25 protein-coding genes are annotated in these 26,274 nt (G+C 60.3%); 14 read left to right on the forward strand and 11 right to left on the reverse strand.

All coding sequences use genetic code 11. The features are described from left to right. The first annotated feature begins 136 nt into the window (after positions 1 to 136). The 5 genes from OU800_RS08815 (at position 137) to OU800_RS08835 (ending at position 5,418) form a co-directional block, all read left to right on the forward strand. On the forward strand, positions 137 to 1,603 hold the full coding sequence (locus OU800_RS08815; protein ID WP_268182963.1) for an NAD-dependent succinate-semialdehyde dehydrogenase: 1,467 nt from the start codon (positions 137 to 139) through the stop codon (positions 1,601 to 1,603). An 8-nt stretch (positions 1,604 to 1,611) separates the two neighbouring features. Continuing rightward, positions 1,612 to 2,691: a tartrate dehydrogenase gene (locus tag OU800_RS08820; RefSeq protein WP_268182966.1), complete on the forward strand. Its 1,080-nt coding sequence runs from the start codon at positions 1,612 to 1,614 to the stop codon at positions 2,689 to 2,691. Between the two features lie 169 nt (positions 2,692 to 2,860). Then, entirely contained in the window at positions 2,861 to 4,156 is a 1,296-nt protein-coding gene (gene gabT / locus OU800_RS08825) for a 4-aminobutyrate--2-oxoglutarate transaminase (protein ID WP_268182968.1), read from the forward strand. A gap of 73 nt (positions 4,157 to 4,229) precedes the next feature. Continuing rightward, positions 4,230 to 4,886, forward strand: a complete 657-nt coding sequence (locus OU800_RS08830) for an HAD family hydrolase (protein WP_268182969.1) — start codon at positions 4,230 to 4,232, stop codon at positions 4,884 to 4,886. Positions 4,887 to 4,926: 40 nt separating this feature from the next. Continuing rightward, positions 4,927 to 5,418, forward strand: a complete 492-nt coding sequence (locus OU800_RS08835) for an Lrp/AsnC family transcriptional regulator (protein ID WP_268182970.1) — start codon at positions 4,927 to 4,929, stop codon at positions 5,416 to 5,418. Positions 5,419 to 5,455: 37 nt separating this feature from the next. Here OU800_RS08835 and OU800_RS08840 read toward each other — a convergent pair whose 3' ends face one another. After that, the gene (locus tag OU800_RS08840; RefSeq protein ID WP_268182972.1) at positions 5,456 to 6,316 is read right to left on the reverse strand and encodes a DMT family transporter; all 861 of its coding nucleotides are present in this window, start codon (positions 6,314 to 6,316) and stop codon (positions 5,456 to 5,458) included. Between the two features lie 375 nt (positions 6,317 to 6,691). On the opposite strand from OU800_RS08840, the gene OU800_RS08845 reads away from it, so the two are divergent. Together OU800_RS08845 and OU800_RS08850 are read left to right on the forward strand one after the other, a co-directional pair. Further along, positions 6,692 to 6,916: an addiction module protein gene (locus OU800_RS08845; RefSeq protein WP_268182974.1), complete on the forward strand. Its 225-nt coding sequence runs from the start codon at positions 6,692 to 6,694 to the stop codon at positions 6,914 to 6,916. Then, the gene (locus OU800_RS08850) at positions 6,913 to 7,206 is read left to right on the forward strand and encodes a hypothetical protein (RefSeq protein WP_268182976.1); all 294 of its coding nucleotides are present in this window, start codon (positions 6,913 to 6,915) and stop codon (positions 7,204 to 7,206) included. Before OU800_RS08845 ends, OU800_RS08850 begins: the two co-directional genes overlap by 4 nt. A 62-nt stretch (positions 7,207 to 7,268) precedes the next feature. On the opposite strand, the gene OU800_RS08855 is transcribed toward OU800_RS08850, so the two are convergent. Further along, positions 7,269 to 8,654: an FAD-binding oxidoreductase gene (locus OU800_RS08855; protein WP_268182977.1), complete on the reverse strand. Its 1,386-nt coding sequence runs from the start codon at positions 8,652 to 8,654 to the stop codon at positions 7,269 to 7,271. Between the two features lie 397 nt (positions 8,655 to 9,051). Here OU800_RS08855 and OU800_RS08860 point away from each other — a divergent pair, with 397 nt between their 5' ends. Continuing rightward, the gene (locus OU800_RS08860) at positions 9,052 to 9,684 is read left to right on the forward strand and encodes a hypothetical protein (RefSeq protein WP_268182979.1); all 633 of its coding nucleotides are present in this window, start codon (positions 9,052 to 9,054) and stop codon (positions 9,682 to 9,684) included. 37 nt (positions 9,685 to 9,721) lie between these two features. On the opposite strand, the gene OU800_RS08865 is transcribed toward OU800_RS08860, so the two are convergent. The 3 genes from OU800_RS08865 to OU800_RS08875 form a co-directional block, all read right to left on the reverse strand. Then, the gene (locus OU800_RS08865; RefSeq protein WP_268182981.1) at positions 9,722 to 10,270 is read right to left on the reverse strand and encodes a hypothetical protein; all 549 of its coding nucleotides are present in this window, start codon (positions 10,268 to 10,270) and stop codon (positions 9,722 to 9,724) included. Between the two features lie 143 nt (positions 10,271 to 10,413). Next, complete coding sequence (locus tag OU800_RS08870; protein WP_268182983.1) at positions 10,414 to 11,109, reverse strand: GNAT family N-acetyltransferase; 696 nt, start codon at positions 11,107 to 11,109, stop codon at positions 10,414 to 10,416. A 112-nt stretch (positions 11,110 to 11,221) separates the two neighbouring features. Continuing rightward, complete coding sequence (locus OU800_RS08875; protein ID WP_268182985.1) at positions 11,222 to 11,971, reverse strand: substrate-binding periplasmic protein; 750 nt, start codon at positions 11,969 to 11,971, stop codon at positions 11,222 to 11,224. Positions 11,972 to 12,374: 403 nt separating this feature from the next. Between OU800_RS08875 and OU800_RS08880 the strand changes: the two genes are divergently transcribed. From OU800_RS08880 to OU800_RS08890, 3 genes are all read left to right on the forward strand, one after another. Beyond that, positions 12,375 to 12,710 carry a hypothetical protein gene (locus OU800_RS08880; RefSeq protein WP_268184246.1) on the forward strand — a complete coding sequence of 112 codons (336 nt, stop codon included), beginning with the start codon at positions 12,375 to 12,377 and terminating at the stop codon, positions 12,708 to 12,710. Next, positions 12,694 to 12,882, forward strand: a complete 189-nt coding sequence (locus OU800_RS08885; RefSeq protein WP_268182987.1) for a DUF1289 domain-containing protein — start codon at positions 12,694 to 12,696, stop codon at positions 12,880 to 12,882. The genes OU800_RS08880 and OU800_RS08885 overlap by 17 nt, the downstream gene beginning before the upstream one ends. A gap of 122 nt (positions 12,883 to 13,004) precedes the next feature. After that, entirely contained in the window at positions 13,005 to 13,427 is a 423-nt protein-coding gene (locus OU800_RS08890; protein ID WP_268182988.1) for a DUF4952 domain-containing protein, read from the forward strand. 138 nt (positions 13,428 to 13,565) lie between these two features. Here the strand turns inward: OU800_RS08890 and OU800_RS08895 are convergent, their stop codons facing one another. From OU800_RS08895 to OU800_RS08920, 6 genes are all read right to left on the reverse strand, one after another. Next, the gene (locus tag OU800_RS08895) at positions 13,566 to 14,195 is read right to left on the reverse strand and encodes a hypothetical protein (protein ID WP_268182990.1); all 630 of its coding nucleotides are present in this window, start codon (positions 14,193 to 14,195) and stop codon (positions 13,566 to 13,568) included. A gap of 178 nt (positions 14,196 to 14,373) precedes the next feature. After that, positions 14,374 to 14,847 (reverse strand): hypothetical protein, encoded by a 474-nt coding sequence (locus OU800_RS08900; RefSeq protein WP_268182993.1) that lies wholly within the window; start codon positions 14,845 to 14,847, stop codon positions 14,374 to 14,376. A 53-nt stretch (positions 14,848 to 14,900) separates the two neighbouring features. After that, a complete protein-coding gene (locus tag OU800_RS08905) occupies positions 14,901 to 15,356 on the reverse strand; it encodes a hypothetical protein (RefSeq protein WP_268182996.1) in 456 nt (151 codons plus the stop codon). Positions 15,357 to 15,901: 545 nt separating this feature from the next. Beyond that, on the reverse strand, positions 15,902 to 17,725 hold the full coding sequence (locus OU800_RS08910; RefSeq protein ID WP_268182998.1) for an NACHT domain-containing protein: 1,824 nt from the start codon (positions 17,723 to 17,725) through the stop codon (positions 15,902 to 15,904). Positions 17,726 to 17,833: 108 nt separating this feature from the next. Beyond that, positions 17,834 to 19,084, reverse strand: a complete 1,251-nt coding sequence (locus OU800_RS08915; RefSeq protein WP_268183000.1) for a ribonucleotide-diphosphate reductase subunit beta — start codon at positions 19,082 to 19,084, stop codon at positions 17,834 to 17,836. 407 nt (positions 19,085 to 19,491) lie between these two features. Continuing rightward, entirely contained in the window at positions 19,492 to 22,398 is a 2,907-nt protein-coding gene (locus OU800_RS08920; protein ID WP_268183001.1) for a ribonucleoside-diphosphate reductase subunit alpha, read from the reverse strand. 858 nt (positions 22,399 to 23,256) lie between these two features. Here OU800_RS08920 and OU800_RS08925 point away from each other — a divergent pair. From OU800_RS08925 to OU800_RS08935, 3 genes are read left to right on the forward strand one after another with little or no spacing between them, the layout of a single operon-like run. Further along, the gene (locus OU800_RS08925) at positions 23,257 to 23,982 is read left to right on the forward strand and encodes a winged helix-turn-helix domain-containing protein (protein WP_268183004.1); all 726 of its coding nucleotides are present in this window, start codon (positions 23,257 to 23,259) and stop codon (positions 23,980 to 23,982) included. Further along, positions 23,979 to 24,563: a GNAT family N-acetyltransferase gene (locus OU800_RS08930; protein ID WP_268183007.1), complete on the forward strand. Its 585-nt coding sequence runs from the start codon at positions 23,979 to 23,981 to the stop codon at positions 24,561 to 24,563. Before OU800_RS08925 ends, OU800_RS08930 begins: the two co-directional genes overlap by 4 nt. Next, complete coding sequence (locus OU800_RS08935; RefSeq protein ID WP_268183009.1) at positions 24,560 to 26,167, forward strand: ATP-binding protein; 1,608 nt, start codon at positions 24,560 to 24,562, stop codon at positions 26,165 to 26,167. Before OU800_RS08930 ends, OU800_RS08935 begins: the two co-directional genes overlap by 4 nt. Positions 26,168 to 26,274: the final 107 nt, after the last annotated feature.

Consider the following 26,274-nt stretch of genomic DNA (forward strand, 5'->3'; position numbering starts at 1 on the left):
GGGCCCCGACCAGGGGCGGCAGAGCCTGCCGTGGCGGGGCGATTTTCAGCATCCGCCACTGTGCAAGGCGCGCTTTCAGCATCCTCGCCTGCCGCCCCTCAATAGACTGAAGGTCATCTCGAAAGCGGAGTCCATCATGTTGAAGAATCGTTTGCAGGATCCCAGCCTTCTGGTCGAGCGTGCCTATATCGATGGGCAGTGGCAGGCGGCTGACAACGGTGCCACGCTGGAGGTGATCAACCCCGCCAGCGGCGAATGCATCGCCCGCGTACCGGCCCTGCAGGGCAGCGAAACCCGCCGCGCCATCGAGGCCGCCGAGCGCGCCTGGCCGGCCTGGCGGGCGCGCCCGGCCGCCGAGCGCGCGGCGCTGCTGGAGCGCTGGTATCAGGCCATGCTCGACAACCTCGACGACCTGGCACTGATCATGACCTGCGAGCAGGGCAAGCCCCTGGCCGAAGCCCAAGGCGAGATCCGCTATGGCGCCAGTTTCGTCAAATGGTTCGCCGAGGAGGCGCGCCGCGTCTATGGCGAAACCATTCCCGCGCCCAGCGGTGATCGGCGCCTGCTGACCCTCAAGCAGCCCGTGGGCGTGTGTGCGGCCATCACTCCATGGAACTTCCCCAATGCCATGATCACGCGCAAGTGCGCGCCGGCCCTGGCTGCCGGTTGCCCGATCGTGGTCAAGCCTTCCGAGCTGACCCCGCTGTCGGCCCTGGCCCTGGCGGTGCTGGCCGAGCGCGTGGGTATCCCTGCCGGGGTGTTCAACGTGCTGACCGGTATGCCGGCGGGCATCGGTGAAGAACTCACCGGCAACCCCACGGTGCGCAAGATTTCCTTCACCGGCTCCACCGCCGTCGGCCGCCTGCTGATGCGCCAGAGCGCCGAGCAGATCAAGCGCCTGAGCCTGGAGCTGGGCGGCAATGCGCCGTTCATCGTGTTCGATGACGCCGACCTGGAACAGGCGATTGCCGGGGTGATGCAGAGCAAGTTTCGCAACGCCGGGCAGACCTGCGTGTGCGCCAACCGCATCCTGGTGCAGGACGGCATCTACGCGCGCTTCGCCGCGCGCCTGGTGGAGGAGGTGGGCAAGCTCCAGGTCGGCGACGGCCTGCACGCCGGCACCACCATCGGCCCGCTGATCAACGCTGCGGCCGTGAGCAAGGTCGCCCGGCATATCGACGATGCCCTGAGTCAGGGCGCGACGCTGCTCTGCGGCGGGATGCCGACGGGGGAGGGGCAGTTCGTCCAGCCCAGCGTGCTCGGCGATGCTCACCCCGGCATGTTGCTGGCCAATGAAGAAACCTTCGGCCCGGTCGCGCCGCTGATGCGCTTCAGTACCGAGGAACAGGCGCTGGAAATGGCCAACGCCACGCCCTATGGCCTCGGTGCCTACTTCTTCACCCAGGACATGCGTCGTTCCTGGCGCGTCGGCGAGGCACTGGAGTTCGGCATGGTCGGCCTCAACACCGGGCTGATCTCGATGGAGGTGGCGCCCTTTGGCGGCGTCAAGCAATCGGGTCTGGGCCGCGAGGGCTCCCGATACGGCCTCGACGAATACCTGGAAATCAAGGCATTTCATATCGGCGGCCTGCTGGGCGCGTGAGGTGAGGCATGAGCAAAACCTACAGAATCGCTGCCATCGCCGGTGACGGCATCGGCCAGGAAGTGATGCCCGAGGGCCTGCGCGTGCTGCAGCAGGCCGCTGCCAAGTGGGAACTGCAACTGAGCATCGAAGTGTTCGAGTGGGCCAACTGCGACTATTACCTGCAGCACGGGCAGATGATGCCCGACGACTGGTTCGAGCAGCTCAAGGGCTTCGACGCCATCTACTTCGGCGCCGTTGGCTGGCCGGACAAGGTACCCGATCACATCTCGCTGTGGGGCTCGCTGCTCAGGTTCCGCCGCGACTTCGACCAGTACGTGAACATCCGCCCGGTGCGCCTGTTCCCTGGCGTACCTTGCCCGCTGGCCGGGCGCGAGCCGGGCGATATCGATTTCGTGGTGATCCGCGAGAACACCGAGGGCGAGTATTCCTCGGTGGGCGGCAAGATGTTCGAGGGTAGCGAGCACGAGTTCGTGCTGCAGGAGTCGGTGTTCACCCGCCGGGGCGTGGATCGCATCCTCAGGTTCGCCTTCGACTTAGCGCAGAGCCGGCCGCGCCAGCGCCTTACCGCCGCGACCAAGTCCAACGGCATCTCCATCAGCATGCCCTACTGGGACGAGCGCACCGAGCTGATGGCCGCCCAGTACCCCGAGGTGAGCTGGGACAAGCAGCACATCGACATCCTCTGCGCGCGCTTCGTGCTGCAGCCGGATCGCTTCGACGTGGTGGTGGCCTCCAACCTGTTCGGCGACATTCTTTCCGACCTCGGCCCGGCCTGCGCCGGCACCATCGGCATCGCGCCGTCGGCCAACCTCGACCCCGAGCGGCGCTTCCCCTCGCTGTTCGAGCCGGTGCACGGTTCGGCGCCGGACATCTTCGGGCGCAACATCGCCAACCCCATCGCGATGATCTGGTCCGGTGCGCTGATGCTGGATTTTCTCGGCGCCGGCGATGCCCGTTATCGCGCGGCCCACGACGGCATCCTCGCGGCCATCGAGCAGGTCATCGCCAGCGGAGCGGTGACTCCCGATCTCGGCGGCCAGGGTTCGACCCAGGACGTCGGCAAGGCCATCGCGGCAGTGCTGTGATGGCACGCGGCGCTCTACCTCAAGGGCTGGCCGATTCTGCCGTTTGCCGTGAGCAAAACAGTCGATCCGTGTATCTGGGCCGCCAAGTTCGGCTTAGAACGTTGCCCGCAAGGCTTAACCTGAACTGCATCGCAGCCCCCCAGGCTGCCCGCTCACCATGGGACCTGTCATGAACAGCAAATGCGAAGAAACCCCTTACCTGTTGCAACAGCGTGAACGCTTCGTGCCGCGCGGCCTGCTCACCGCCCATCCGTTGGTCATCGAGCGCGCCCAGGGCGCCGAAGTCTGGGACGTGGACGGCAAGCGCTACCTGGATTTCGTCGGTGGCATCGGCGTCATGAACATAGGCCACAACCACCCGCAGGTGCTCGCCGCCGTGCAGGCGCAACTGCAGAAGGTCACCCATGCCTGCTTCCAGGTGGTGGCCTACCGGCCTTACCTGGACCTGGTGCAGCGCCTGAGTGAACTGGTGGCCGGTGACAGCGGCATCGCCCACAAGGCGGCACTGTTCACCTCGGGCGCCGAGGCGGTGGAGAACGCGGTGAAGATCGCCCGTGCCCATACCCAGCGCCCGGCGGTGATCGCCTTCCGTGGCGGCTTCCATGGCCGTACCTTGCTCGGCACCACCCTGACCGGCATGAGTCAGCCCTACAAACAGAACTTCGGCCTGGCCCCCGAGGTGTTCCATACCCCGTACCCCAATGCCTATCGCGGCTTCACCAGCGACATGGCGCTGGCCGCCCTGCACGAGCTGTTCGCCACCCAGGTGACGCCGGATCGAGTGGCCGCCATTCTCATCGAGCCGGTGCAGGGCGATGGTGGCTTCCTTGCCGCGCCGCCGGAGTTTCTCCAGGCACTGCGCGAGCTGACCGAGCGACATGGCATCGTGCTGATTCTCGACGAAGTGCAGGCCGGCTTCGGCCGTACCGGCACCTGGTTCGGCTTCCAGCATGCGGGCATCCAGCCCGATCTGGTCACCGTGGCCAAGAGCCTGGCTGCCGGCATGCCGATTTCCGGCGTGGTGGGGCGTGCCGAGATCATGGACGCCGCCGCGCCGGGCGGCCTTGGCGGCACCTACGGCGGCAACGCCCTGGCCTGCGCTGCCGCCCTGGCGGTGATCGACACCTATGAACGCGAGCACCTGCTGGCCCGTGGCGAGCAACTGGGTCAGCACCTGCGTCAGGGCTTGCTGGCGTTGCAGGCGCGCTACCCGCAGATCGGCGACGTGCGTGGCAGCGGCTTCATGCTGGCCATGGAACTGGTCAAGGACGACGCCGCGCGCAGCCCGGATGCCGAACTCAACCAGCGCATCATCGACGAGGCGCGCAAGGGTGGCCTGCTGGTGATCAAGTGCGGCATATACCGCAACGTGCTGCGCTTCCTCGCGCCGCTGGTCACCGAACCGGCGCAGATCGACGAAGCGTTGGTGATTCTCGACGGCGCCTTGCAGCGCGCGCTGCGCTGAGCCGCTTCGGGCCGTTGCCGCAGAGGTGCCCAGAGGTGGCAGCGGCCATTGAACCTGTGGAGGTTTTAAAGCCATGGAACTGACGGACTATCGTGCCCTGTTGATCGACTGCGACGAAGTGCTGATCGACCGTGATTCGGGGATCTGGACTGCGTTGCAAACGCTGCTGGCCCAACACCCACAACCGCCCGAGAAGGATGAGGTGCTGGAGCTGTTCCGGCAGATTTCCCAGGCGCTGGCGCCGCGCTTCGATGAGCTGGGGGTCGGCGGCTCGCTGTGTTTCGCCCATCGCCAATTGGCTCAGAAGCTGGGCCTGGAAGCCAGTTGGGAGGAGGGCATGGCCTTCGCCCGTTCGGCTTGTGACTGGCCATTGTTCGAGGATGCCCCCGGCGCGCTGCTGTACCTGCGCAAGTTCTACCGCGTGCTGGTCTATGCCGATCGCGACAGCGCCGACCGCGACCCATTATGCGAGCGCCTGGGCATCGCCAGCGAGGAGCTGTTCTCCCCGGCCGCCAGTCCCCTGAGCGACCCGGCCTGGTTGCAGGCCAACGACCTGCAGCGCAAGCATCTGCTGCTGATCACCAGCGCCGCCGCCCGCCCCATGGCGCCCGTGGACATGTGCCTGATCCGCCGCGCCGAGAGTGTCCATGCCCAGCCTTGCCAGGCGCATTTCTGTGCGAGCAGCATGGCGGACCTGGTCGCGCTGCATCAGTTGTCTTTACGGGGCTGAGTTTGCTAGAAAGACGCACGGCGTATTCGAGAGGTAAGCGATGGAAGGTGGATTGAAGCTGGATCGGATCGACATCAACATCCTGGTCGAATTGCAGAAGGATGGGCGCATCACCAACGTCAGCCTGGCCGACGCCGTGGGTCTTTCTGCCAGCCCATGCCTGCAACGGGTCAAACGCCTCGAAGCGGCTGGCTACATCTCCGGCTACAACGCCCACCTCAACCTGGCCAAGATCACCGAATCGGTGACGGTATTCACCGAAGTCACCCTCAGTGACCACAAGCGTGAAGACTTCGCCAAGTTCGAGTCCAACATCCGCCTGGTCGATGAAGTGCTCGAATGCCACCTGATCAGTGGTGGCTACGACTACCTGGTGCGCTTCATGACCCGCAGCATCCAGCACTACCAGGACGTGATGGAAGGCCTGCTGGACAAGAACATCGGCATCTCCAAGTACTTCAGCTACATCGTCATCAAATCTCCCGTGCACAAGGATGGCGTGCCCCTGCGCAAGCTGCTGAGCCAGCAATAGGCGAAACGGCATTTTCTCCTAGCGACAGGCTTGCCGCTCAGCGTGCCAGCAGTGCCGGGCGCGGGCGCAAGGTCAGGCCGGCATGCACCACCAGGGTGGCAATCACCAGCGCGCCGCCGTAGAGCGCTGAGTGAGTCGGCGTTTCCTGCAGGAAGTACCAGACCCACAACGTACCCAGCACGCTTTCCAGCAGGTAGAACAGCGCCACCTCGGCCGAGGGCAAGTAGCGCGTGGCGTTGTTGATCAACAGCGTGGCCAGCGGCATCTGTACCAGCCCCATGAGCGCCAGCACCCAGTAGCTCGAAGCCTCCAGGCCGAACGGCTGGGCTTTCGGCCAGGCGATCAGCGCGGCGGCCAGGCCACCGAGGGCGATCAGCGGCATGCGCTCCAGGGTCGGGTGGCGGCGCAGCAGCGTGAGGTTGGCGCCCACCGCTGCCGAGGACAGCAGGGCATAGCCATTGCCGGCCAGATCGCCCGCCTGGAAGGCGCCGGCGAACACCACCAGGATGCCCAGAGCGGCCACGCCAATCGCCAGCCAGGTGTGCAGGGCCACCGGCTCGCCGAGGAAGAAGCGGGTGAACAGCGCGGCGAACAATGGCGCGGTGCAGAGGATGATCACCACGTTGGCGACCTGGGTATGCAGGATGGCCAGGACGAAGAAGATCGAGATCAACGCCAGCAACAGGGCCGAGGTGGCGCTGAGCAGCGGCTGTGCGCGAATGCTCGCGCGGCTTCTGGCCGACAGCGAAAACACCCCCAGCGCCAGGCACATCAGCAGGCCGCGCCAGAACAGAATGCTCCAGCCATCGGTATGCGCCAGGCGCACCAGCAGGCCATCGAAACTGAGTACCACGATGCCGCTGGTGACGAGCCATAAACCGCGTGCTGAGTCTTTCATCCCTGTGTCCTCGGGGCCTGTTGTCCTGGCTTGGGGCGAGCAGAGCGCCGCCAGATTTGAGGCCGATGATGGCCGCGCTGCTGACCGAGAACCTGCCCAGAAACGCCCCGAGCACTGCGGTTAGCGACCTGCTGCTCCAGGCAGAGGTGATGATGCGGCTGGGCTTGAGTGAAAGCTGTACGAAGCATCGGGTTGCAAGGGCCGCTACCTTAGCCTTGCTGAAGGGTGAGTTACTGATCGTCCCCACGTGCAGCCTGGGGACGATCACTTCGTCAGCATGGGGCCCTGAAGATGCCCGACCATCCGGAGGCCAGCCATGGCACCTGCCAAGCATCCGTGCCAAGATTTGTCGGTAGACAAGCGAGAGGTTATGCCATGGATCTGCAGAAGATCGAGGATGAAGCCCTGCACCTTTCCCGTGAGGAGCGCGCACAACTGATCCAGCGTCTGGTCTTGAGCCTCGAAGCCCCCTCGGAAGAAGAGCTACGAGCAGACTGGTTGCTTGAAGCACGACAGCGCATGGAAGAGCTCGACAGTGGCTCGGTTCAGGCGGTGCCAGGTGATGCAGTGATGAACAAGGCCAGAGCCTTGATTCGATGAAATATTCTTTCCACCCGGCAGCGGAGGCCGAGTTTCTGGAGTCGGTCGGTTATTACGAATCGAAGATTCCTGGCTTGGGTGGGGCACTCGTCGCGGAGTTCGAGGCTCTGGCCAAACTCATTGGTGAATCCCCCAGAGCCTGGAGCGTTGAACTCGAGCCGGACATTCGCAGTGCTCCGCTACGCCGTTTTCCCCTATCCATCCTCTACCGGGAAACGTCTGAAGGCTTTCAGGTGCTGGCCCTCGCTCATCACCGACGCCGCCCGCAATTCTGGCTGGGTAGGCGCTAAGGCAGCTCTGTTGCGCTATGGGCCTTGATCCATAGCAGATGGAGGTTGTCCGGGGGCGTTACTTACTCGCCCTGGCGGTAGTAGGCATCCCACAGCTTGTTGCGAAACTTGTTGGTTGGATCGACGTGCTTTTTCAGCGCGAAGAACTCTTGAGCGCGCGGATAGGCGGCCAGGAATTGTTCACGGCTGGCATGGATTTGATAAGGCAGGTAATAGCTGCCCTGATGGGCGATGGCCAGATCGATCAGTTGGCCAGTCCAGTCGGCGACGGCGGCGCGCGCTTCGAGCGAAACGCCCTGGCGGTAGTAGAGCACCAGCGCGAAGGTGTCGCTGCGTGCCCAGGCCAGCAGGGTGCCAGGGTCGGCCTTGGCATGGCGGATGGAGACATTGGCGACTTTCACCTGATGCCGCTTGAGGATCTCTTTCATACCCAGAACGAACCGCTCCAGCTCCGCCTCGGGGACGAAGTACTCCTGCAGCACGTAGCTATAGCCTGGGCCAGAGATGGGTTGCAGTTCGCGCACGTCCAGGCTGGCTTCGTGGTTGCGCCATTGCACCTGTGCCTCCCTTAGCAGTAGCGGGTCAACCAGGCGTTCTCGCACCTTGGTGCCGCCGTTGCTGCTGGCCATTGCCAGCGCTGCACGCATGGCCTTGTAGTCGCGATCTCGCGGTACCAGGCGCTCACTCACGGTCAGCGGAGCATCTGTACGCAGGTAGGAGACGGCGCGGACACTGTCGAAATCGTCGGTATAAAGAATGGCGTTGTGCATCACCATCTCTGGATTGCCGCGCACCTGGCTGGCGAAGAACTGCGCATATTCGCTGAGTGGCATCCGTTGCGCCTGGCGTATCAGCTTGCTGTTTTCCACCAGTGGCAGGGTGGCTTCGACGATGACGCCGAGCCCGCCATAGCCGCCGATGGCGCCATAGAACAGTTCGTGATTCTGCGTCGGGCTGGCTTCCACCACCTGGCCGTCCGCCAGCACCAGGCGCAACGAACGCACGCCGAGCACCAAGGGACCTTGTCCGACATATCGGCCATGGGCGTTGACGCTGAGTGCGCCGCCTACCGTGAAATTGGCGTAGGACTGCATGATCTGTGGCGACAGACCCTGTGGGTCGATGTACTCGAGCACGTCGCGCCAGGTGATGCCGGCTTGTACGCGAATCTCCCGACGCTCTGCGGAAAACTCCAGCACGCGGTTGAAACGTCGCATGTCCAGTTGCAGTGCGTGTTCAGTCGCGGTCTGACCGCCCATGCTGTAGCGCCCACCACCAATGGCGATGGGGCCTTGATGGTTGCGCACGGCTTCGACGATCTGCTTCAGCTCGGTCGGCGTGAGCACCTGCGCCACCTCGATGGAGTTCATGCCGGTGACGTCGTTGACGACCTCGGTCGCGTAAGCGCTCTGACATAGCAGCAGGATGAGGAGCAGGGCAATACGCATGGAGCTTCCTTGTTCACATGGATGGAAAGTTCGCGTCACCAGCCATGGTCAGGCAGGCGACGAAATCATGGACGATGCCCCATTGTTCCTCTGCTGATCCATGCATTGTCAATTGAATATGCAGGGATGCCCTGGTCGAATTCTTCTGTCCCGTCTCATGGGCTGAGTTTCGTGAGACAAGCTTCGCGTTGTCCAACTTGCACCTGGCCCATGGGGTGTTGAGCTGTAGGTTTCATCCACCTTTGCAGCCGCTGTCCAGCTTACTTGGCCTGGGAGCGTGCGGGACGGTGCGAGGCAAAAGGAGTCGGATGGCCAATTGCCACTTTTCCTGGCTTTGCATAGAGTGTCGGCGCTGCCATGAGTGCGGCACTTTTCAATTCAACAAGGATGAGCAGTTATGAAGTTGAAGATGATAGGCATGGCGATGGTACTGGCGCTTGCGGGTTGTGCCAGTTTTCCAGGTGAGGAAGTGGCGGCAACCAAGTTGCCCTCGATGGCGAACTATCAGCAACGCCCTGGTGTATTCGTGGATTTCAACTTCTACCGTGGCGAGGCCGGCAGCGCCAAGGCGGTGGAAGTCCCGCAGGCACGCGACATGCTCAAGCCGCAACTCGAGGCCGTGCTGCGTGATTCGGGCCTGTTCAGCCGCTATACCCTCGATCAGTTCCAGAAGCAGCCTGGCGATTACACCCTCAAACTGAATGTCTACAACGACGGTTCGGAGGGGGCGGCGGCTGTCAGTGGCATCATCACCGGCCTCACTCTGGGTATCATCCCAGGCAGCGCCAAGGACGAGTACACCATGACCTTGCAGGTCATCGACGAGCAAGGCCAGGTAACCAAGGTGGGCGAGAACCACGACTCGGTGCGTACCTGGATGGGCCTGGTGTTCATTCCCATGATGGGCCACACCCCGGCCGATGCGGTGAGCGCCAGCTTCGCGCGTCAGCTCAATGCTCTGCTCAAGCAACTGGTGGATCAGCAGGTGCTCAAGTACGCTCAGGGGCGCTCGCTGCTGATGCGCGGCTGAAATCCAGCGGCGCGCCCAAGGCGCGCCGACCTTCGCGTCACTCCTTCAAGGCCGCGATGAAGGCCGGGTCCTGATACAACTCGGCCAGCAGCTTGCGCACCAGCGGGTTGTAGGCGTTGGCGGCGGATGGAATGGCGATGGCACCGACGAAGCTGCTATCCCATACGCTGTTCACCGTCTTGCTGGCGCTATACAGCGAGGTATTGCCCTCGCGTAGCTCGAAGTCGGCACGAATCGAACCATTTCCGCTGCCCATGCCGGCGGTCATGCTGTTTTCCCGCAGGCGAACGTCCAGATGACGCTTGGCGGCAGGATCCAGCAGCCCGGCCAGACGCAGTTCACTCTCCAGCGCCTTCTGCACATGTTTGCTCAACGAGCCTTCTGGGCTGCGAAGCGGGTTGGCGCGAACCGCAATCGAATCCTGCCCCTTGTCCGCCACTACGCTCGGCGTATCCAGCATGCTCAAGGGGGCATGCTGCTTGAGCAATTGAACATTGTCGTAGTTGGGTTCGTAACGCGGCATGGTCACGCCGCACCCCTGTAGCACGGCAGCCACGCTGGCCAATAGAACGATGCGCTTGAGCATGTGAATCCCTTCTTGATGGTTGTGAGGTTGCCGATGATAGCGCAACGCCATGCATGTGCGAGTGGCTTCGAGGGCCCACACGCAGCCTGGGAATGGTCGATGATGCAGGTTTCGTCACCGCCGGGCAGGTGAACCAGCCCGGTTCAGTGCAACGAGCGGGAAGGCAGGCGTTCGTTCACTAGCTGTTGGGCTTGCAAAGCGAGCATGTCGAGGTGCGCGTCGCGTTGCTTTTCCGCCTCCTGCATGGCGCGTTGTCCGTGCTGCTTGAGCAGGTAGGTGTGAATCTGCCTGACCTCCGTGGAGGCGAACACTGGCGCCAGGTCGGCGATTGCCACCATGCCGCTGGAGCGATAGTCGCGGCTGTTCATCAGCACCTGCGCGCCCTGGGCGGCCAGCACCTGCAAGCCCAGGGCCTCGAACAGCGGCACCTTGCTCGCCACGCAGGCCAGCTCCAGATGAGGGCGCCGCTCCTGCACACGCTGTAGCAACCCCCGGCCAATGCCCTTGCCGCGATGCTCGGCCTGCACGGCAAGGTAGGCGAGGGTGCAGGCGGCGCTATCGTCGGGGCTCGGCAGATAAAGGGCAAAACCCAGCACCCGGGCCGGGTCTTCATCGTCCAGCGCCAGCAGCAACTGCGCGGGGCCTTCAGCCGCGCCGTTCATGCTCTGCAGATGCAGGTGCACCTCATAGCCGATCACGTACTGGTAGAGCTGATACAGCGGGTTGCTCGGCAGCAGCGGCACCGCGCTGAGGTCAGCGAAGTAATCCACCACCATCTGCAACACCTGGCTTTTCAGGGACTCGGGCGGCGGGCTGCTGAGGTGGGTGAGGGTGAACATCGGGCGGCGACTCCGCTGGGCAAGGGCGTGAGCCGGGGATTGTAACCTGTGCGCTGCATGGGGCCCGTTCTTGCGCAACGGCCTGTGCCGCGCGCCGGTGCGATCCGCTCGATCATTCGCTCAGATAACGAGCCGTTACCTGATCGATGAAACCCTCCTGACGCATCTGATCCAGCGTGCTTTGCAGCTTCTGCACCACCTCATCGGGGGTTTCCTTGTTCAGCGCCAGGTAGAGCTGAGTGCTGCTGATGGAAAAGGCCACGTCCAGTTTGCCGACCCCGTCCTGCCTGGACTCATAGTCACCAGCCGGATTGGTGGTGGCCCACAGATCGAACTCACCGGCTTGAAGCTTGGCGGGGGCGTTGCTCAGGGTGGTCTTGAGGCTGAAGTTCTGCTTCTCCAGATACTGGCTGACGCTGGTGCCTGCGACCGCGCCAATGCTGTATCGGCGAGCATCGTCGAGGCTGTTCAGCACGATCGGGTTGCCCGGCATCTTCAACAGCACCAACTGAATCTCGCTCAATGGCCCGACCCACTTGAAGCGCGGCTCGCGCTCTGCAGAGCGGCTGAGCGAATACACGGCAAAATCGGGTTGCTGTTCGGCCATCTCCTGCAAGCGGCCCCATGGGAATCGCAGCGTCATCTGATAGGGAATCTCGGCGCGCTTGAACAGCTCGACCACCACCTCCTTGTCGATCCCCACTATCCCGTCTTCCCGCTCGAAGTTCTTGCCATTGGCCGACATGCTGAAGGGCGGGTAATTCTGGGTCAGAATCTGAATGACATCGGACGCCTGAGCAGTGCCGGCCAGCAGCGGCAGCAGCAGGGAAAGCATGACTCGGCAGATTATCTTGTTGAACATGGGCAACTCCTTGTGACCTTTGTTTTTCATGACGCGAACGTTCTGGTTGGCCTTCGCCCGAATGGCTTCGTTGGTATCTCACTCACACCACGCCTGGCTCGATGCGGCCACTGCCCTGGGGGCAATGGCCATCAGCGAGCTCAGTTGTCATTCGGGGGCGGGGTGGTTCCGGTCGGGGGCAGGCATTGTCCAGCAAGCGCGCCTGGGTTGCAGCAGCCAGATGGATAGCCTGTGGCCTGCGTCATACCTTTCAGCCTTCCCGCAGCACCGGGAGCGCATGCAGGTTTTGCTGCAGCTACTCGGCGAAACAGCATGCCGCGACGTTCAACTGAAACTGTAGCTCATGGTGCTGAAGCCCTCGGGTAACATGACTCTGCAGCGAACTCGGATTCAGAAGGGCTTTATGGCGTCGCCGAAACGAAAATACTCAGCTATCGAGCGTGAGCTGATTCGCACCCTCACGGCTGCCTGCGAAACGGCCAAAAGTGAAATCGTCGGCTTCCAGTGGTTGACCCATGAGGTGGACTACCAGCAATTCCCGCAGAGCCTTGTGGTGACCTGGATGTTCGACAGCGAGGCGAACAGAGCGCGTGCGCTCGCCTGCACGGACAAGGCGCGAATGCTGGCGCTGACGCAGGCCGCGTTCGATGAGATGGGCATCAGCCTTGCCGATATCGCCGCTCATGTTGTGTTCTCGGTCGAGCAGCCGACTAGGAGCAAGAGTGGCCAAGGACATTGAAAATCCCTGCGTCTCGCTGTGCCAGCTCAACGGCGAGCTGTGCGTCAGTTGCGGCCGCATCCGCGAGGAAATCCGCAAATGGCGGGGCATGAAACGCCCCGAGAAAATGACCACTGTGCAGAAGGCGGCGGCGCGGATGAAGGCGATTGCCAGGAAGAGAAGCAAGGGCTAATTGCGTAGGGTGGATGACGCTCTTTTCATCCACCGTGCGGTGATCGTCCTGACTACTGGCTGAAAAACGTTATGAAAGCATTAGCCTGACAGTGTATTTATCTATTGGTGGTAGGTGTCTGAATGAATCGGCTGATTTCCGGGCTTCTCTTCATGGTTTTGCTGGTGTTGGCCGGTTGTGCGAAGGCTGAGCTACGTTGCGGTGACTTTCTTGCACAGCTCAGCGATAAGCCAGATTCCGTTGAGTTCCTAGGCTGCGCTCAAGACATCGATGCGCAGGGAAAACCTTTCGTCGCTCGCTACCGTGTAACAGGCTCGAACGCACCTGAGGCCGAACGATATATGAGCCGTAGCTTCGGTCTACCAACGCTTCAATTCATCTGCTGCGGTTGGGACTCAACGCCTTATTTTTATCGCGACAAAGCGACAGGGCTGGGTTACATGCTAGGCATGGGGTCTGAGGAAACACCCATAAATAAACGTGACGCTTGGCCAGAGATAAAATATTTCTACATCAATGTTTCTCTGGCGACTGAAGATCCATGATCGTTTCGTGAGTGAGCTGTTAAATCCGGTAGATGGCAATGTTTCAGCCACCGTAGGTGATGTCCGGTCTACTTGCTGTAGCGTCCGGGGCGGCATTCCCACGTGGTGTGTGGGAACGATCATGGAGGTGAGGAATGATTATTGTGGCTCTACCAGATAGGCGGCCACACTGCCGAAGGGGGAACTGCCCATCCCGACCTGGATTGTCGGCGCGTTGGCTGTCATGCCGTTCCCAGTGACCCTGACGTTATCGACCAACAGCAACTCGCCGGGGGCGTGGTTGTCTGCCGCTACGATCAGGTAGTAGATGCCATCGCTTTCCACCTGACCTGTCAGCGTTTGTCCGATGACGCCGACGGAGCCTTGTATCTGGCGATAGGCTCGGCTGACCTCTTTCGAGTCCTGATCCAGAAGAATCAGATAGGGGGCCAGCACGTATTTGCTGAAGCCGAGGCAGGCGTTCACGCACCAGGAGTCCACCTTGATCTGAAAGGGCTTGCTGGCTTTGAGAGATACCGAAAATACCCGGTAGTTCGACGGCGTATTGTCGATCAGTAGGCGAGGTTCTTCGGCTGTGATCTTCCACTGTTTTGGGTGCCAGCCCGGTGCAACCTGCATGGGCTGAGCCGAGGCGTTGCGAAGAGCTTCTGCCGGTGTTTTCGCCAGGGCAGTGGTGGAGTTGGCTACCTGATCCTGATATAGACGCTGTGGATTGGAGCTGCAGGCGACAAGGCCTAAGCAGAGGCTCAATAGAATTGCGTTTCGCATCGTTCTTTCCTTGAGTGAATCAAGAACACTGTAAGTGTCACGTCGTTGAGGGTGCGAGCATAAGTCGAAAGCACTTGGGTAAAAAGAGTCTTGCAAGTCGACAGCGGCCCGCAGTTTGGACGCTGGAGCGTCCGGGGCGGCATTTCCACGCGGAGCGTGGGAACGATCAGGAGTGGTGTCAGTAATAGAAGTCTTCGTTCGCATGCTTGATCTGCCGGGTCAGCGCGAAGAAGGACAAAGCCAGTAGCAAGACTATTCCGATCACGCAGCCTGCGAAGACCTTGGCGTCCGCACGGCTTGTCTTGTAGGTCGCCAACGTCAGCTCTATAGATGGGAATAGAGTCGAATGAACAATTGGAATAGGGCCGTTGGTGACATAGCCCACTCGATCCTGTTGCCTGTTCTGGGCGTAATCGCTGGTGAAAGAACTATCACCGACCCGGTACTCGTATTTGATAAAAGCCTGATAAGGGCTAGTGCTGCGCACCTCGGTCACGGTGGCTTGTGTTTGCTCGTTACCGAGCATGAGGAACAGATAAGTCGCGCCGTTGTTGCTTAGCAGGGCAAGAATGGCCAAAGGAATCGCTGCGATCAGAGCGAGTGTCGATAAGGTGGCAAGGAAATCGCGTTTTTCTTCTCGTGGATAGTACATCGTATTAACACTCCATCCGTGTTTGAGCTTGATCTGAGAGCGCTAAGGCGTTCTCAGCGCTGCGAAATTTTCAGTTCGTTATCGATTATTTCAAGTCGTAGCTGCAAGGGTGGTTGAGTACTGAATTCCATGATTCTTTGAATTAACTCTTCCATTTCATCTGCGGACATTCCTTGCTCTTCAAGATAGTAGCGATAACCCTCCAGATCTTCTTTTTTCAGTGGGGCTGATGCCAGGAGCTGAATACTTTCATCTTGCAGTAGAGCTTTAGCATCTATGGGAGCGTGTCCTACGAATGGGGTAAGCTGCAAGAGCTTATCTTTTGTAGGCTTGGTGGCGAAGGTCTCTTTGAAAATGGCAGCGTGATAAGCGTACCGGTTGAAGTCCAGCAGTCGAAATACTCGATATTGGTTGTCTTCTTTGGTGAGATAATAAGCGCCCCATTGAATGTCAATGTCCACCGCTTTTCCCTCGTCATTGGCTGCAAGGCAGTTCAGTGAGTAGAGCATGGCGCCCAACAGGGTAAGGGGTAGAATTATTCTGTTCCGCATACTCACGTGCATGGCTGCTTCTTTCCTGGTTATTCAACTCGTTGCAATCGTTGCTATCATGCGAACTGGGGGTGTTCGCTTAACCTGCATGGTGCTAGTAAATCGTGGTCTGTCCCCGATTACTATCCCTGGCCCATCGCGTCTCTCGCGGCATCCATGCCGCTCAACCCCTTACACAACGATTCCACTCGGCCTCCTGACGGGGCGTTTGGCGTCGTCTGAGAGATTGGCGCTCCAGAACTGTGATCGTACCCACGCTCTGCGTGGGCACGCCTTCCGAGGACGCTCCGCGTCCTGCTCTTGATCTGCGGCAGAGATTTGTTGACGTGCTGGATCTGGCATTGATCGACGCAGAGCGTCGAGGGCTACATTCCCACGCGGAGCGTGGGAACGATCAAGAACGCTGTAAGGCGTTGCTAAATCGTGGTCTGTCCCCGATTACCCGATTACCCCGATTACCCCGATTATCTCCGTCCCCGATTATCTCCCCTTGGCTATTGTCATCATTTTTTTATCATGTTAATTAATCCTGTATTTGTTTTATTTTGGAGTGCTATTTTTTTTGATCTCTTGTCTATTTCTTTATCTATGTAGTCTAGGAATTTTTGCGCAAGAGAGTATGCGCCTTTTTCTTTAAGTACTTCGATGACCTTTTTCTTTAGTCCTTTTGTTTTGCTGAATAAAAATGTCGCATAGTCCCTTCTCTCAGAGGGTGGTATCCCTTCAGGGAAAAGTTCTTCTGGGTCAAGTTGTGTCATTAGGTCATGTAGTTTTATTGTGAAGGGTAGGTGGAAATATATTGATTTGTAGACTTTTCTATTGACCATTGTGTGAGCGATGTTGGTGATTTTTTTCGTCTCTGAGGTGATGTGGCGGAGGTTTATTCCACTAGAAAAGAATGTGACAAATTTTGATAGGGTGTCTCTGCCAGTAAGCTCTTTTCTGAGTTCCTCTAGTATTGGGATCGCAAGGTTTTTATTGAAGCTGGCTTCGTCCATTTCTTCGCATAACGACAAGAAGTTTTCTATCTCATTGAGTGTTGCGATTGATTCTAGTTTTTTTAATATTTGAGCGTAGACTTGTTCTTTGTTCTGGTCGTCTAGGTCTTTTATGAATAGGGCGGCAAAGTATTCTTGTAGCGATCTGTGAGCGAAGGTTGTAATGCCGCCATCCTCTATCCACAGAGAAATGGCGATTTTCATATCGCTTGTGAAGTCGGTTGGGGAGAATCTTAGTTCTGATATTTCTGTTTTTACTTTGTCTAGGCGTGATATTAATTCGTCGTGTTCAAATGAAAATGCCTCGTCAAAATAGCTGACGAAACAGAATGCTTTCAATACTTTTTCAAAGTCCTCCTGTTGTAGGCGGCACTTCGTTTCACGTTCGAATCCTAACTTTGTCTTACTGTCATGTTCAGAGAATAGAGCGTTAATTACGCGTCTGTAGAAAACATATTTCTTTGTTGGGATTGATGAGTTGCTTTGATAGGTAAGTATGTAAAGCGATAGTAGTAAGGGGTTCTTTAAGAAGCTTGCTATATGCTTTGATTTTGATTCCTTAATTGATTTTTTTATTTTTTCAGCTAGCTCCGGTTCTTCTCTTAGTTGTCTCTCAATAAAGCTGGCGATATCGTGATCTTTTAGTTGCTCTATGTGGTAGTTGTGGAATAGGGGTAGGAGGTCTATGTCGGAATACGGGCGAGTGGTGAGTAGGTATTTGTTGTTTCTGTATTTTTCGGTGAAGCCATTGATGCTCTCTGTTATGTTTTTCTTGTATTCCCCGGATATTTCATCGTAGCCGTCCAGAAAAAAAAGAAACTTTCCAGAAGAGAGCATGCGCTCAAGAATTTTTGTGGATTCAGAAAGTTTTTGTTCAAGGATTTTATCTTTTATGTGTGATTCAATTGAGTTCTTTGAATTTGTGAGGTGGCGCAGCTCTATGAAAACAGGTATTGCGCGTTTTTCTCCAAGGGCTCTGAGGAAAAGATGTTTTACTAGAGTGCTTTTACCGCTTCCTCCTTCGCCGATAACTGTGATGTAATTACTTTTCTCGAATGTGCTGTCGATTGAGGTTGTTATTGCTTGGTGTTTGTGGCTTTTTATGTTTAAAGGATGATATACGTCATAGAAATAGTTTGGAGTGTTTCCTCTAAGAATGGTTTTTACACTTCTGAATCTGTTGTATTGATTTTGAATGTAGTCGGTAAGGCCTATTTCTAGAAATTGTTTTGCTTCGGCGGTTACTCCGGCGTAAGCATTTTTTATTTCGGCAGATATTTCTTTGATAAAAGCTGTAGCAGCTATCTCAAGGAGCTTTTCTTCATTCATTTTATTGTTCCAATAAAAAACCCCGCACTAGGCGGGGCTTCTCTTTAAGCTTCAACCCCAACATCCCTGGCAGGTGTAGGGTCAATCTACTATGATGTCAGCGAGCCATCAATCCCAGCTCAACGCCCCACCCGTCTGATACTCGATCACTCGGGTCTCGAAGAAGTTCTTCTCCTTCTTCAGGTCCATGATCTCGCTCATCCACGGGAAGGGGTTGGTGGTACCTGGGTACTCTTCCTTCAGGCCGATCTGGGTCAGGCGGCGGTTGGCGATGAATTTGAGGTAGTCCTCCATCATCGCGGCGTTCATGCCCAGTACGCCGCGCGGCATGGTGTCGCGGGCGTATTCGATCTCCAGTTGGGTGCCCTGCAGGATCATCTGGGTCGCTTCGTCCTTCATGTCGGCGTCCCACAGGTGCGGGTTTTCGATCTTGATCTGGTTGATCATGTCGATGCCGAAGTTCAGGTGCATGGACTCGTCACGCAGGATGTACTGGAACTGCTCGGCGGTGCCGGTCATCTTGTTGCGGCGGCCCATGGAGAGGATCTGGGTGAAGCCGCAGTAGAAGAAGATGCCTTCCAGCACGCAGTAGTAGGCGATCAGGTTCTTGAGGAACTGGCGATCGGTTTCCGGGGTGCCGGTCTGGAAGGTGGGGTCGCTGATCGAGCGGGTGTACTTGAGGCCCCAGGAGGCTTTCTTCGCGACGCTCGGGATCTCGTGGTACATGTTGAAGATTTCGCCTTCATCCATGCCCAGCGACTCGATGCAGTACTGGTAGGCGTGGGTGTGGATCGCTTCCTCGAAGGCCTGGCGCAGGATGTACTGGCGGCACTCGGGGTTGGTGATCAGGCGGTACACGGCCAGCACCAGGTTGTTGGCGACCAGGCTGTCGGCGGTGGAGAAGAAGCCGAGGTTGCGCTTGACGATGCGGCGCTCGTCTTCGGTCAGGCCATCGGTGCTCTTCCACAGCGCGATGTCGGCGTTCATGTTCACTTCCTGCGGCATCCAGTGGTTGGCGCAACCATCCAGATACTTCTGCCAGGCCCAGTCGTACTTGAAGGGTACGAGCTGGTTGAGGTCGGCACGGGCGTTGATCATCTGCTTGTCGCCGACGTGTACGCGAGCGCCTTCGCCTTCGAGTTCGTCCAGGCCTTCCTGGATGTCGAGGGCGTCCAGGGCTTTCTTGGCGCGGGCCACGGCGTCTGAGTCGCTGGCATCCACGGCGCGCGCTTCGAGGGCGGCGTCACCGCCGACACGGTTCAGCGCGTCGAGGCTCATGTCGCCCGGTTGTGCGGTGGTTTTCTGTGCGACGGCGGCTTCTGCGCCGTCTTCCTTGTCGAATTCATCCCAGCTCAGCATGGCTTGGCTCCTGCGTGAGGGCCGGTAAAGGTCCGGCCTGTATGGATATACAGATGCTTTGAATTATGTTCCGTTGCGTGATGCGCGCAAGGGTAAACGGGTACCGCTGGTCAGCAGGCGGTGGGTTGCCTGCCGGCCTGTGCCGCTCGACCCCGGAGGGAGGAGGGCGGGAATTTAGTGGGGAGGGGGAATATCGCGGATAAATCCGCTCCTACAAAAGCTTTCCCTCTCCCTAACCCTCTCCCGCAAGCGGGAGAGGGAACTAAACGCACTCGGTGCGAGCGTGTAGCTGAGCGAGTGAGCGCTAGGCGCCTGGTAGGCTGGAGCCCCTGAGCGTACTTCAGTACGTGATGGGGGCCGGCCTACCAGGCAACGACGCGGGCGCCGCTCAGATCCACGCGCTTAGATCACTGACAAGCTTCGCAGTCGGGTTCGTCGATGGCGCACGCCTTCGGCACTGGCGCCGGGGCCGGGGCGGCCTGCTGGGCAGGGGCCTGGGCCTTGGCCGAGAAGCCTTCGTCACCACCGGCGGAAACAGCATTGAGCTTGCCGGTGTTGATGGTGGACTTCTCGGTGCTGGTGGCGGCCAGGGCACGGAGGTAGTAGGTGGTTTTCAGGCCACGGTACCAGGCCATGCGGTAGGTCACGTCCAGCTTCTTGCCCGAAGCGCCGGCGATGTACAGGTTCAGCGACTGCGCCTGGTCGATCCACTTCTGGCGACGGCTGGCGGCGTCGACGATCCACTTGGTTTCTACCTCGAAGGCGGTGGCGTACAGGTCTTTCAGATCCTGCGGGATGCGCTCGATCTGCTGCACGGAGCCGTCGTAGTACTTGAGGTCGTTGACCATGACCGGATCCCACAGGCCGCGGTTCTTCAGGTCGCGCACCAGGTAGGGGTTGATCACGGTGAATTCGCCGGAGAGGTTCGATTTCACGTACAGGTTCTGGTAGGTCGGCTCGATGGACTGCGACACGCCAATGATGTTGGAGATGGTCGCGGTCGGCGCGATGGCCATGATGTTCGAGTTACGAATACCTTTCTTCACGCGCTCGCGTACCGGCGCCCAGTCCAGCGATTCGGACAGGTCGACGTCGATGTACTTCTGGCCACGGGACTCGATCAGGATCTGCTGCGAGTCCAGCGGCAGGATGCCCTTGCTCCACAGCGAGCCCTCGAAGGTGCTGTAGGCGCCGCGCTCTTCGGCCAGGTCGCAGGAGGCCTGGATGGCGTAGTAGCTGATGGCTTCCATCGATTTGTCGGCGAACTCGATGGCAGCGTCGGAACCGTAGGCGATGTGCTGCAGGTACAGGGCGTCCTGGAAGCCCATCAGGCCGAGGCCGACCGGGCGGTGCTTGAAGTTGGAGTTACGCGCCTGATCCACGCTGTAGTAGTTGATGTCGATGACGTTATCGAGCATGCGCACGGCGGTCTTCACGGTGCGGCCGAGTTTCTCGATGTCCAGCTTGCCATCGACGATGTGGTTGACCAGGTTGACCGAACCCAGGTTGCAGACGGCGATCTCGTCCTTGTTGGTGTTCAGGGTGATCTCGGTGCACAGGTTGGAGCTGTGTACCACGCCCACGTGCTGCTGCGGGCTGCGCAGGTTGCACGGGTCCTTGAAGGTCAGCCAGGGGTGGCCGGTCTCGAACAGCATCGAGAGCATCTTGCGCCACAGATCCTTGGCCTGAATGGTCTTGTACAGCTTGATCTTGCCGTACTCGATCAGGGCTTCGTAGTACTCGTAGCGCTCCTCGAAGGCCTTGCCGGTCAGGTCGTGCAGATCCGGCACTTCGCTCGGGCTGAACAGGGTCCACTTGCCGTCCTCGAAGACGCGCTTCATGAACAGGTCGGGAATCCAGTTGGCGGTGTTCATGTCGTGGGTACGACGACGGTCGTCACCGGTGTTCTTGCGCAGCTCGAGGAATTCCTCAATGTCCATGTGCCAGGTTTCCAGGTAGGCGCACACCGCGCCCTTGCGCTTGCCGCCCTGGTTGACCGCCACGGCGGTGTCGTTGACCACTTTGAGGAAGGGCACGACGCCCTGGGATTTACCGTTGGTGCCCTTGATGTAGGAGCCCAGCGCGCGCACCGGCGTCCAGTCGTTGCCCAGGCCGCCGGCGAATTTGCTCAGCATGGCGTTGTCGTGGATGGCGCCGTAGATGCCCGACAGGTCGTCCGGCACGGTGGTCAGGTAGCAGGAGGACAACTGCGGGCGCAGGGTGCCGGCGTTGAACAGGGTCGGGGTGGACGCCATGTAGTCGAACGAGGACAGCAGGTTGTAGAACTCGATGGCGCGCTCTTCGCGGTTCTTCGGCTCTTCGATGGCCAGGCCCATGGCCACGCGCATGAAGAACACCTGCGGCAGCTCGAAGCGGATGCCGTCCTTGTGGATGAAGTAGCGGTCGTACAGGGTCTGCAGGCCCAGGTAGGTGAACTGCTGGTCGCGCTCGTGATCGATGGCGCGGCCCAGTTTCTCCAGGTCGAAGGTCTTGAGCTTGGCATCCAGCAGCTCGAACTCCACGCCTTTTTCGACGTAGGCGGGCAGGGCCTTGGCATACAGCTCGGCCATCTCGTGATGGGTGGCGCTACCGGCGATGCTGAGGAAGCTCAGGGCCTCGGCACGGATGTTGTCCATCAACAGGCGGGCGGTGACGTAGCTGTAGTTGGGCTCGCGCTCGACCAGGGTGCGGGCGGTCATCACCAGGGCGGTGTTGACGTCCTTCTCGGCCACGCCGTCGTACAGGTTCTTCAGGGTTTCACGCTCGATCAGCGCACCATCGACTTCGGCCAGGCCTTCACAGGCTTCGCGGATGATGGTCTGCAGGCGGCCCATGTCCAGCGGTTGCAGGTCGCCAGCGGCGTTGGTGATGCGGATGCTCGGGTGCGGCTGGGCGATTTCGCTGCCAGCACTGGCCTTGCGCTTGTTGGCCTGGGCTTCGCGGTAGATCACATAGTCGCGGGCGACTTTCTGTTCGCCGGCACGCATCAGGGCCAGTTCGACCTGATCCTGGATCTCTTCGATATGGATGGTGCCGCCGGAGGGCATGCGGCGCTTGAAGGTGGCGGTGACCTGTTCGGTCAGGCGCGCGACGGTGTCATGGATACGCGACGAGGCGGCAGCGGTGCCGCCCTCCACGGCGAGGAAGGCCTTGGTGATGGCGACGGTGATCTTGTCATCGGTGTAGGGGACGACAGTGCCGTTGCGCTTGATCACGCGCAGTTGGCCGGGGGCGGTGGCAGCCAGATCCTGGGCGGAATCGGCGGCCTGCGGCGCCACGGCCTGCGGGTTCTCGCGAGTGGTGTCGGTATGCATGGAGATCTCCGTGTTCTGTAATTTTCAGGTTGGACATCACGATTGGAAACCGTGCCTTGTCCGCCGTTCATTCCATTAACAACTAAGCCGCACACGGCTTGAGCCGGGTACGGGGTGGTGCAAGAGCGGGCAGGCTGGGCGCTGCCAGGCTGCGTGCGAAGCGCCTGCATCGGCTGCGTTCGCAGGAAGCCCGATGGCCGTCCTGGCGCTCGACGCAAAGCGAGGCATTACCGCAGCTCGCCTACTACATATAGTGTTCGGCGCACGATTCGGCTCGTCGCCTGACTCAGCCTCAGGCGCCTGTATGGCGGCCTGGGTGGGCATAGCCCGCATCACGGCTAGGCTTATGCAATGTACTTGGCAAAAACAGTGGAAAAAACCTGGCGTCAAGGACTTGCGCGTTGTGCTTTTTTTGTGTCCTGTTTTTCCCTGCGACCCAATATCTGGTGGGTGCCGTGCAATGGGGATACAAGATAGTGCGCTGCTTGAGGCATTGCAAGGCGCTCGCAACGGAACAACCTGTGGATAAGATGTGCGTGCCTTGTGGGTGCCTGCGGCCAAGCCCGCATGTACTCTGGCTCAGGCCGCCGATGACCGCTCGTCGCCCTCGATGGGCGGCAGATAGCCAGGTGACGAGGCCGTTCGCTGACGCACAGCCTAACACTATATCTAGGGTCTGTTGCCGTTTCGCGCACGCTCGCGCCGGGGCTAGTTTTTACGTGGGGCAGGGCAGGCGCGTAGCCGTCGAGGCCGGTCGATCCGCCCGAGCCTGGGGCCATTTGGTGCAGCAATGCCGCTCGCCTCGAAATGCTAACAGCCCCTAGAATGAGCGCCGTTCGCCAAGCAGCGAGGTGGGGTGTGGAACGAGAAGGGTGGCAGATCCTCATTGTCGAGGATGATCAGCGCCTGGCGCAGTTGACCCAGGAGTACCTGGAGGGCAACGGCCTGCGCGTGAGCATCGAGGCCGACGGCGGCCGTGCGGCGGCGCGCATTCTGGCCGAGCAGCCGGATCTGGTGGTGCTCGACCTGATGCTGCCAGGCGAGGACGGCCTGAGCATCTGCCGCAAGGTACGCGACGGCTACAAGGGGCCGATCCTGATGCTGACTGCCCGCACCGATGACATGGATCAGGTGCTCGGCCTGGAGATGGGCGCGGACGATTACGTGTGCAAGCCGGTACGCCCGCGTGTACTGCTGGCACGCATTCGCGCATTGTTGCGCCGCCGCGAAGGCAGCGAGGCCGAACGTGAGGATGGCGAGCCGCGCCGCCTGCAGTTCGGCCCGCTGGCCATCGACAAGGCGATGCGTGAGGCCTGGTTGGGCGACCAGGGCATCGAGCTGACCAGCGCCGAGTTCGATCTGCTCTGGCTGTTGGCGGTCAATGCCGGGCGCATCCTCTCCCGCGAGGAAATCTTCAACGCCCTGCGTGGCATCGAATACGATGGCCAGGATCGCTCCATTGATGTGCGTATCTCGCGTATCCGCCCCAAGATCGGTGATGACCCGATGCACCCACGGCTGATCAAGACGGTACGCAGCAAGGGCTACCTGTTCGTACGGGAGGCGGCCGAGGGGCTGTCGTGAAGGTGCCGTCGAACAGTCGCCGAGCGGCCGCGGCTGCGGCGTTCCCCACCCTGACCACCCCGCGGTTTCAGTTGCGGGAAATCGTCCAGGAGGATATCCGCGCCATCTTCCAGGGGCTGTCCCATCCGCAGGTGATCCGTTACTACGGGGTGTCCTACGCCACGCTGGCGGCGACCCAGGAGCAGATGGACTGGTACCGCGAGCAGTGGCTCGAAGGCACCGGCATCTGGTGGGGCATCTGCCGCGCGCAGGCACCAGCCGAGCTGCTGGGCGCATGCGGCTTCAATGATTGGGAGCCACGCCACCGGCGCGCCGAGATGGGCTATTGGCTGATGCCCGAACACTGGCGTGGCGGCGTGATGCGCGAGTGCGTCGAGGCCATCGTCAGCCATGGCTTCGCGGCCATGGGTCTGCACCGTATCGAGGCGATGGTCGACACCGACAACGTCGCCAGCAGCGCCTTGCTGCGCGGCCTGGGCTTCAGCCATGAGGGCGTGCGCCGCGAGTGCGAGTATCAGGACGGGCGCTATATCAGCCTGGACAACTTCGGCCTGCTCAGCCAGCAGTGGGTGCGGCGATGAACTCCATCTTCCTGCGCATCTACGGCGGCATGCTCGCCGCTCTGGTGCTGGTGGCTCTGCTTGGCGTGGGTACGCTGCATCTGGTCAACGAAGTGCGCAGCGACCAGTATCGCGAGGGCCTGGCGCGCGGCACCTTCCGCCTGATGGCCGACAACCTGAAGAGCATGGACGAGGTGGAGCGGCGCCGTGCGCTAGTGGTCTGGTCGCGGCTGTTGGGCATTCCCCTGCAGCTACAGGTGCTGGACGAAGCGCAGCTAGACAGCCGCGAGCGCAAGCAAATGCAGCGCGGTAACGTGCTGGTGCGCCAGACCGGGCCGCATTCGGCGAGGGTCTATGCCTTGCTTGAGGGCAAGGCGCCGCTGCTGTTGACCGGCGAAGTGCAGCAGATCAGCGAGCAACTGGCGCGGGCCACCAATTACCTGCTGATCGACGAGCTGATCCGTTACCCGGTGGCGGAGCAGCCGCAGCGCCTGGCCGAGCTCAAGGAAGCCAAGCAGTTTGGCTTCGACCTGCATCTGGTGCGCCTGGAGGACGCGCGGCTCGACCTCGATCAACGCCGCCGCATCGATGAAGGCGATACGGTGATGGCGCTGGGCCGCGGCGGTGATTCCATCTATGTGTTCTCCGGCATCGTCGACACCCCCTGGGTGCTGGAGATCGGCCCGCTGTACCAGATGAACCCCTATCCGCCGCAACTGCTGGTGCTGATCGGGGCCCTGGGCCTGAGCCTGATCGGCCTGATCGTCTACCTGCTGGTGCGCTCTCTGGAGCAGCGCCTGCGGGTGCTGGAGAGCGCCGCCACGCATATCGCCAGTGGCCGCCTGGACGCCCGTGTGCCGACCCGTGGCGCCGACTCGGTCGGGCGCCTGGCCAGTAGCTTCAACGCCATGGCCGAACACCTGCAGAGCTCACTGAGCACCCAGCGTGAGCTGGTACGCGCGGTGTCCCACGAGCTGCGCACGCCGGTGGCGCGCCTGCGCTTCGGCCTGGAGATGATCGCCGATGCCGAGAGCGACAAGGCGCGGCGCAAGTACATGGATGGCATGGACAGCGACATTCAGGATCTCGACAAGCTGGTCGACGAGATGCTCACCTACGCCCGCCTGGAGCAGGGCTCGCCGGCGTTGAACTTCCAGCAGGTGGAGCTCTGCGGCCTGATCGATCAGGTGATCGAGGAGCTGGCACCGCTGCGGGGCAGCGTGCAGGTTCAGCGAGCGCCACTGGTCAGCGTGCTCGGCGAGGACAGTTGCTGGGTCGAGGCCGAGCCGCGCTACCTGCACCGGGCGTTGCAGAACCTGGTGAGCAATGCCATGCGCTACGCCGAGGGGCGGGTGCTGATCAGTTGCCGCCTGGGCCACAAGCGTTGCCGCATCGACGTCGAGGACGATGGCCCAGGGGTACCGCAGGAGGCCTGGGAGCGCCTGTTCAGCCCCTTCCTGCGCCTGGACGACAGCCGCACGCGGGCTTCGGGTGGGCATGGCCTGGGCCTGTCCATCGTGCGCAGGATCATCTACTGGCATGGCGGGCGGGCGCAGATCGGCCAGAGTGAGACGTTGGGCGGCGCCCGTTTCAGTCTGGTGTGGCCACGTCGTCAGGGTGAGTAGGGCGCGGTGGCGTGCTGAGCTTGGTGCGCATAGCGCACCCTACCGACGCCCCGTAGGGTGCGCCGCGCGCACCGCTTATCTATCCGGCCGCCACTGCCACCAGGCTC

Origin of the sequence: Pseudomonas sp. GOM7 (assembly GCF_026723825.1) — a bacterium.
GTDB lineage: Bacteria > Pseudomonadota > Gammaproteobacteria > Pseudomonadales > Pseudomonadaceae > Aquipseudomonas.

Excerpts from the sequence above, each read along its gene's own strand:
- OU800_RS08900 (WP_268182993.1), bottom strand. The coding sequence starts at position 14,847 with ATGTACTATCCACGAGAAGAAAAACGCGATTTCCTTGCCACCTTATCG.
- OU800_RS08815 (WP_268182963.1), top strand. The coding sequence starts at position 137 with ATGTTGAAGAATCGTTTGCAGGATCCCAGCCTTCTGGTCGAGCGTGCC.
- OU800_RS08935 (WP_268183009.1), top strand. The coding sequence starts at position 24,560 with ATGAACTCCATCTTCCTGCGCATCTACGGCGGCATGCTCGCCGCTCTG.
- OU800_RS08835 (WP_268182970.1), top strand. The coding sequence starts at position 4,927 with ATGGAAGGTGGATTGAAGCTGGATCGGATCGACATCAACATCCTGGTC.
- OU800_RS08830 (WP_268182969.1), top strand. The coding sequence starts at position 4,230 with ATGGAACTGACGGACTATCGTGCCCTGTTGATCGACTGCGACGAAGTG.
- OU800_RS08845 (WP_268182974.1), top strand. The coding sequence starts at position 6,692 with ATGGATCTGCAGAAGATCGAGGATGAAGCCCTGCACCTTTCCCGTGAG.
- OU800_RS08875 (WP_268182985.1), bottom strand. The coding sequence starts at position 11,971 with ATGTTCAACAAGATAATCTGCCGAGTCATGCTTTCCCTGCTGCTGCCG.
- OU800_RS08840 (WP_268182972.1), bottom strand. The coding sequence starts at position 6,316 with ATGAAAGACTCAGCACGCGGTTTATGGCTCGTCACCAGCGGCATCGTG.
- OU800_RS08905 (WP_268182996.1), bottom strand. The coding sequence starts at position 15,356 with ATGCTCTACTCACTGAACTGCCTTGCAGCCAATGACGAGGGAAAAGCG.
- OU800_RS08920 (WP_268183001.1), bottom strand. The coding sequence starts at position 22,398 with ATGCATACCGACACCACTCGCGAGAACCCGCAGGCCGTGGCGCCGCAG.
- OU800_RS08895 (WP_268182990.1), bottom strand. The coding sequence starts at position 14,195 with ATGCGAAACGCAATTCTATTGAGCCTCTGCTTAGGCCTTGTCGCCTGC.
- OU800_RS08890 (WP_268182988.1), top strand. The coding sequence starts at position 13,005 with ATGAATCGGCTGATTTCCGGGCTTCTCTTCATGGTTTTGCTGGTGTTG.
- OU800_RS08870 (WP_268182983.1), bottom strand. The coding sequence starts at position 11,109 with ATGTTCACCCTCACCCACCTCAGCAGCCCGCCGCCCGAGTCCCTGAAA.
- gabT (WP_268182968.1), top strand. The coding sequence starts at position 2,861 with ATGAACAGCAAATGCGAAGAAACCCCTTACCTGTTGCAACAGCGTGAA.
- OU800_RS08910 (WP_268182998.1), bottom strand. The coding sequence starts at position 17,725 with ATGAATGAAGAAAAGCTCCTTGAGATAGCTGCTACAGCTTTTATCAAA.
- OU800_RS08855 (WP_268182977.1), bottom strand. The coding sequence starts at position 8,654 with ATGCGTATTGCCCTGCTCCTCATCCTGCTGCTATGTCAGAGCGCTTAC.
- OU800_RS08850 (WP_268182976.1), top strand. The coding sequence starts at position 6,913 with ATGAAATATTCTTTCCACCCGGCAGCGGAGGCCGAGTTTCTGGAGTCG.
- OU800_RS08820 (WP_268182966.1), top strand. The coding sequence starts at position 1,612 with ATGAGCAAAACCTACAGAATCGCTGCCATCGCCGGTGACGGCATCGGC.
- OU800_RS08880 (WP_268184246.1), top strand. The coding sequence starts at position 12,375 with ATGGCGTCGCCGAAACGAAAATACTCAGCTATCGAGCGTGAGCTGATT.
- OU800_RS08915 (WP_268183000.1), bottom strand. The coding sequence starts at position 19,084 with ATGCTGAGCTGGGATGAATTCGACAAGGAAGACGGCGCAGAAGCCGCC.
- OU800_RS08865 (WP_268182981.1), bottom strand. The coding sequence starts at position 10,270 with ATGCTCAAGCGCATCGTTCTATTGGCCAGCGTGGCTGCCGTGCTACAG.
- OU800_RS08860 (WP_268182979.1), top strand. The coding sequence starts at position 9,052 with ATGAAGTTGAAGATGATAGGCATGGCGATGGTACTGGCGCTTGCGGGT.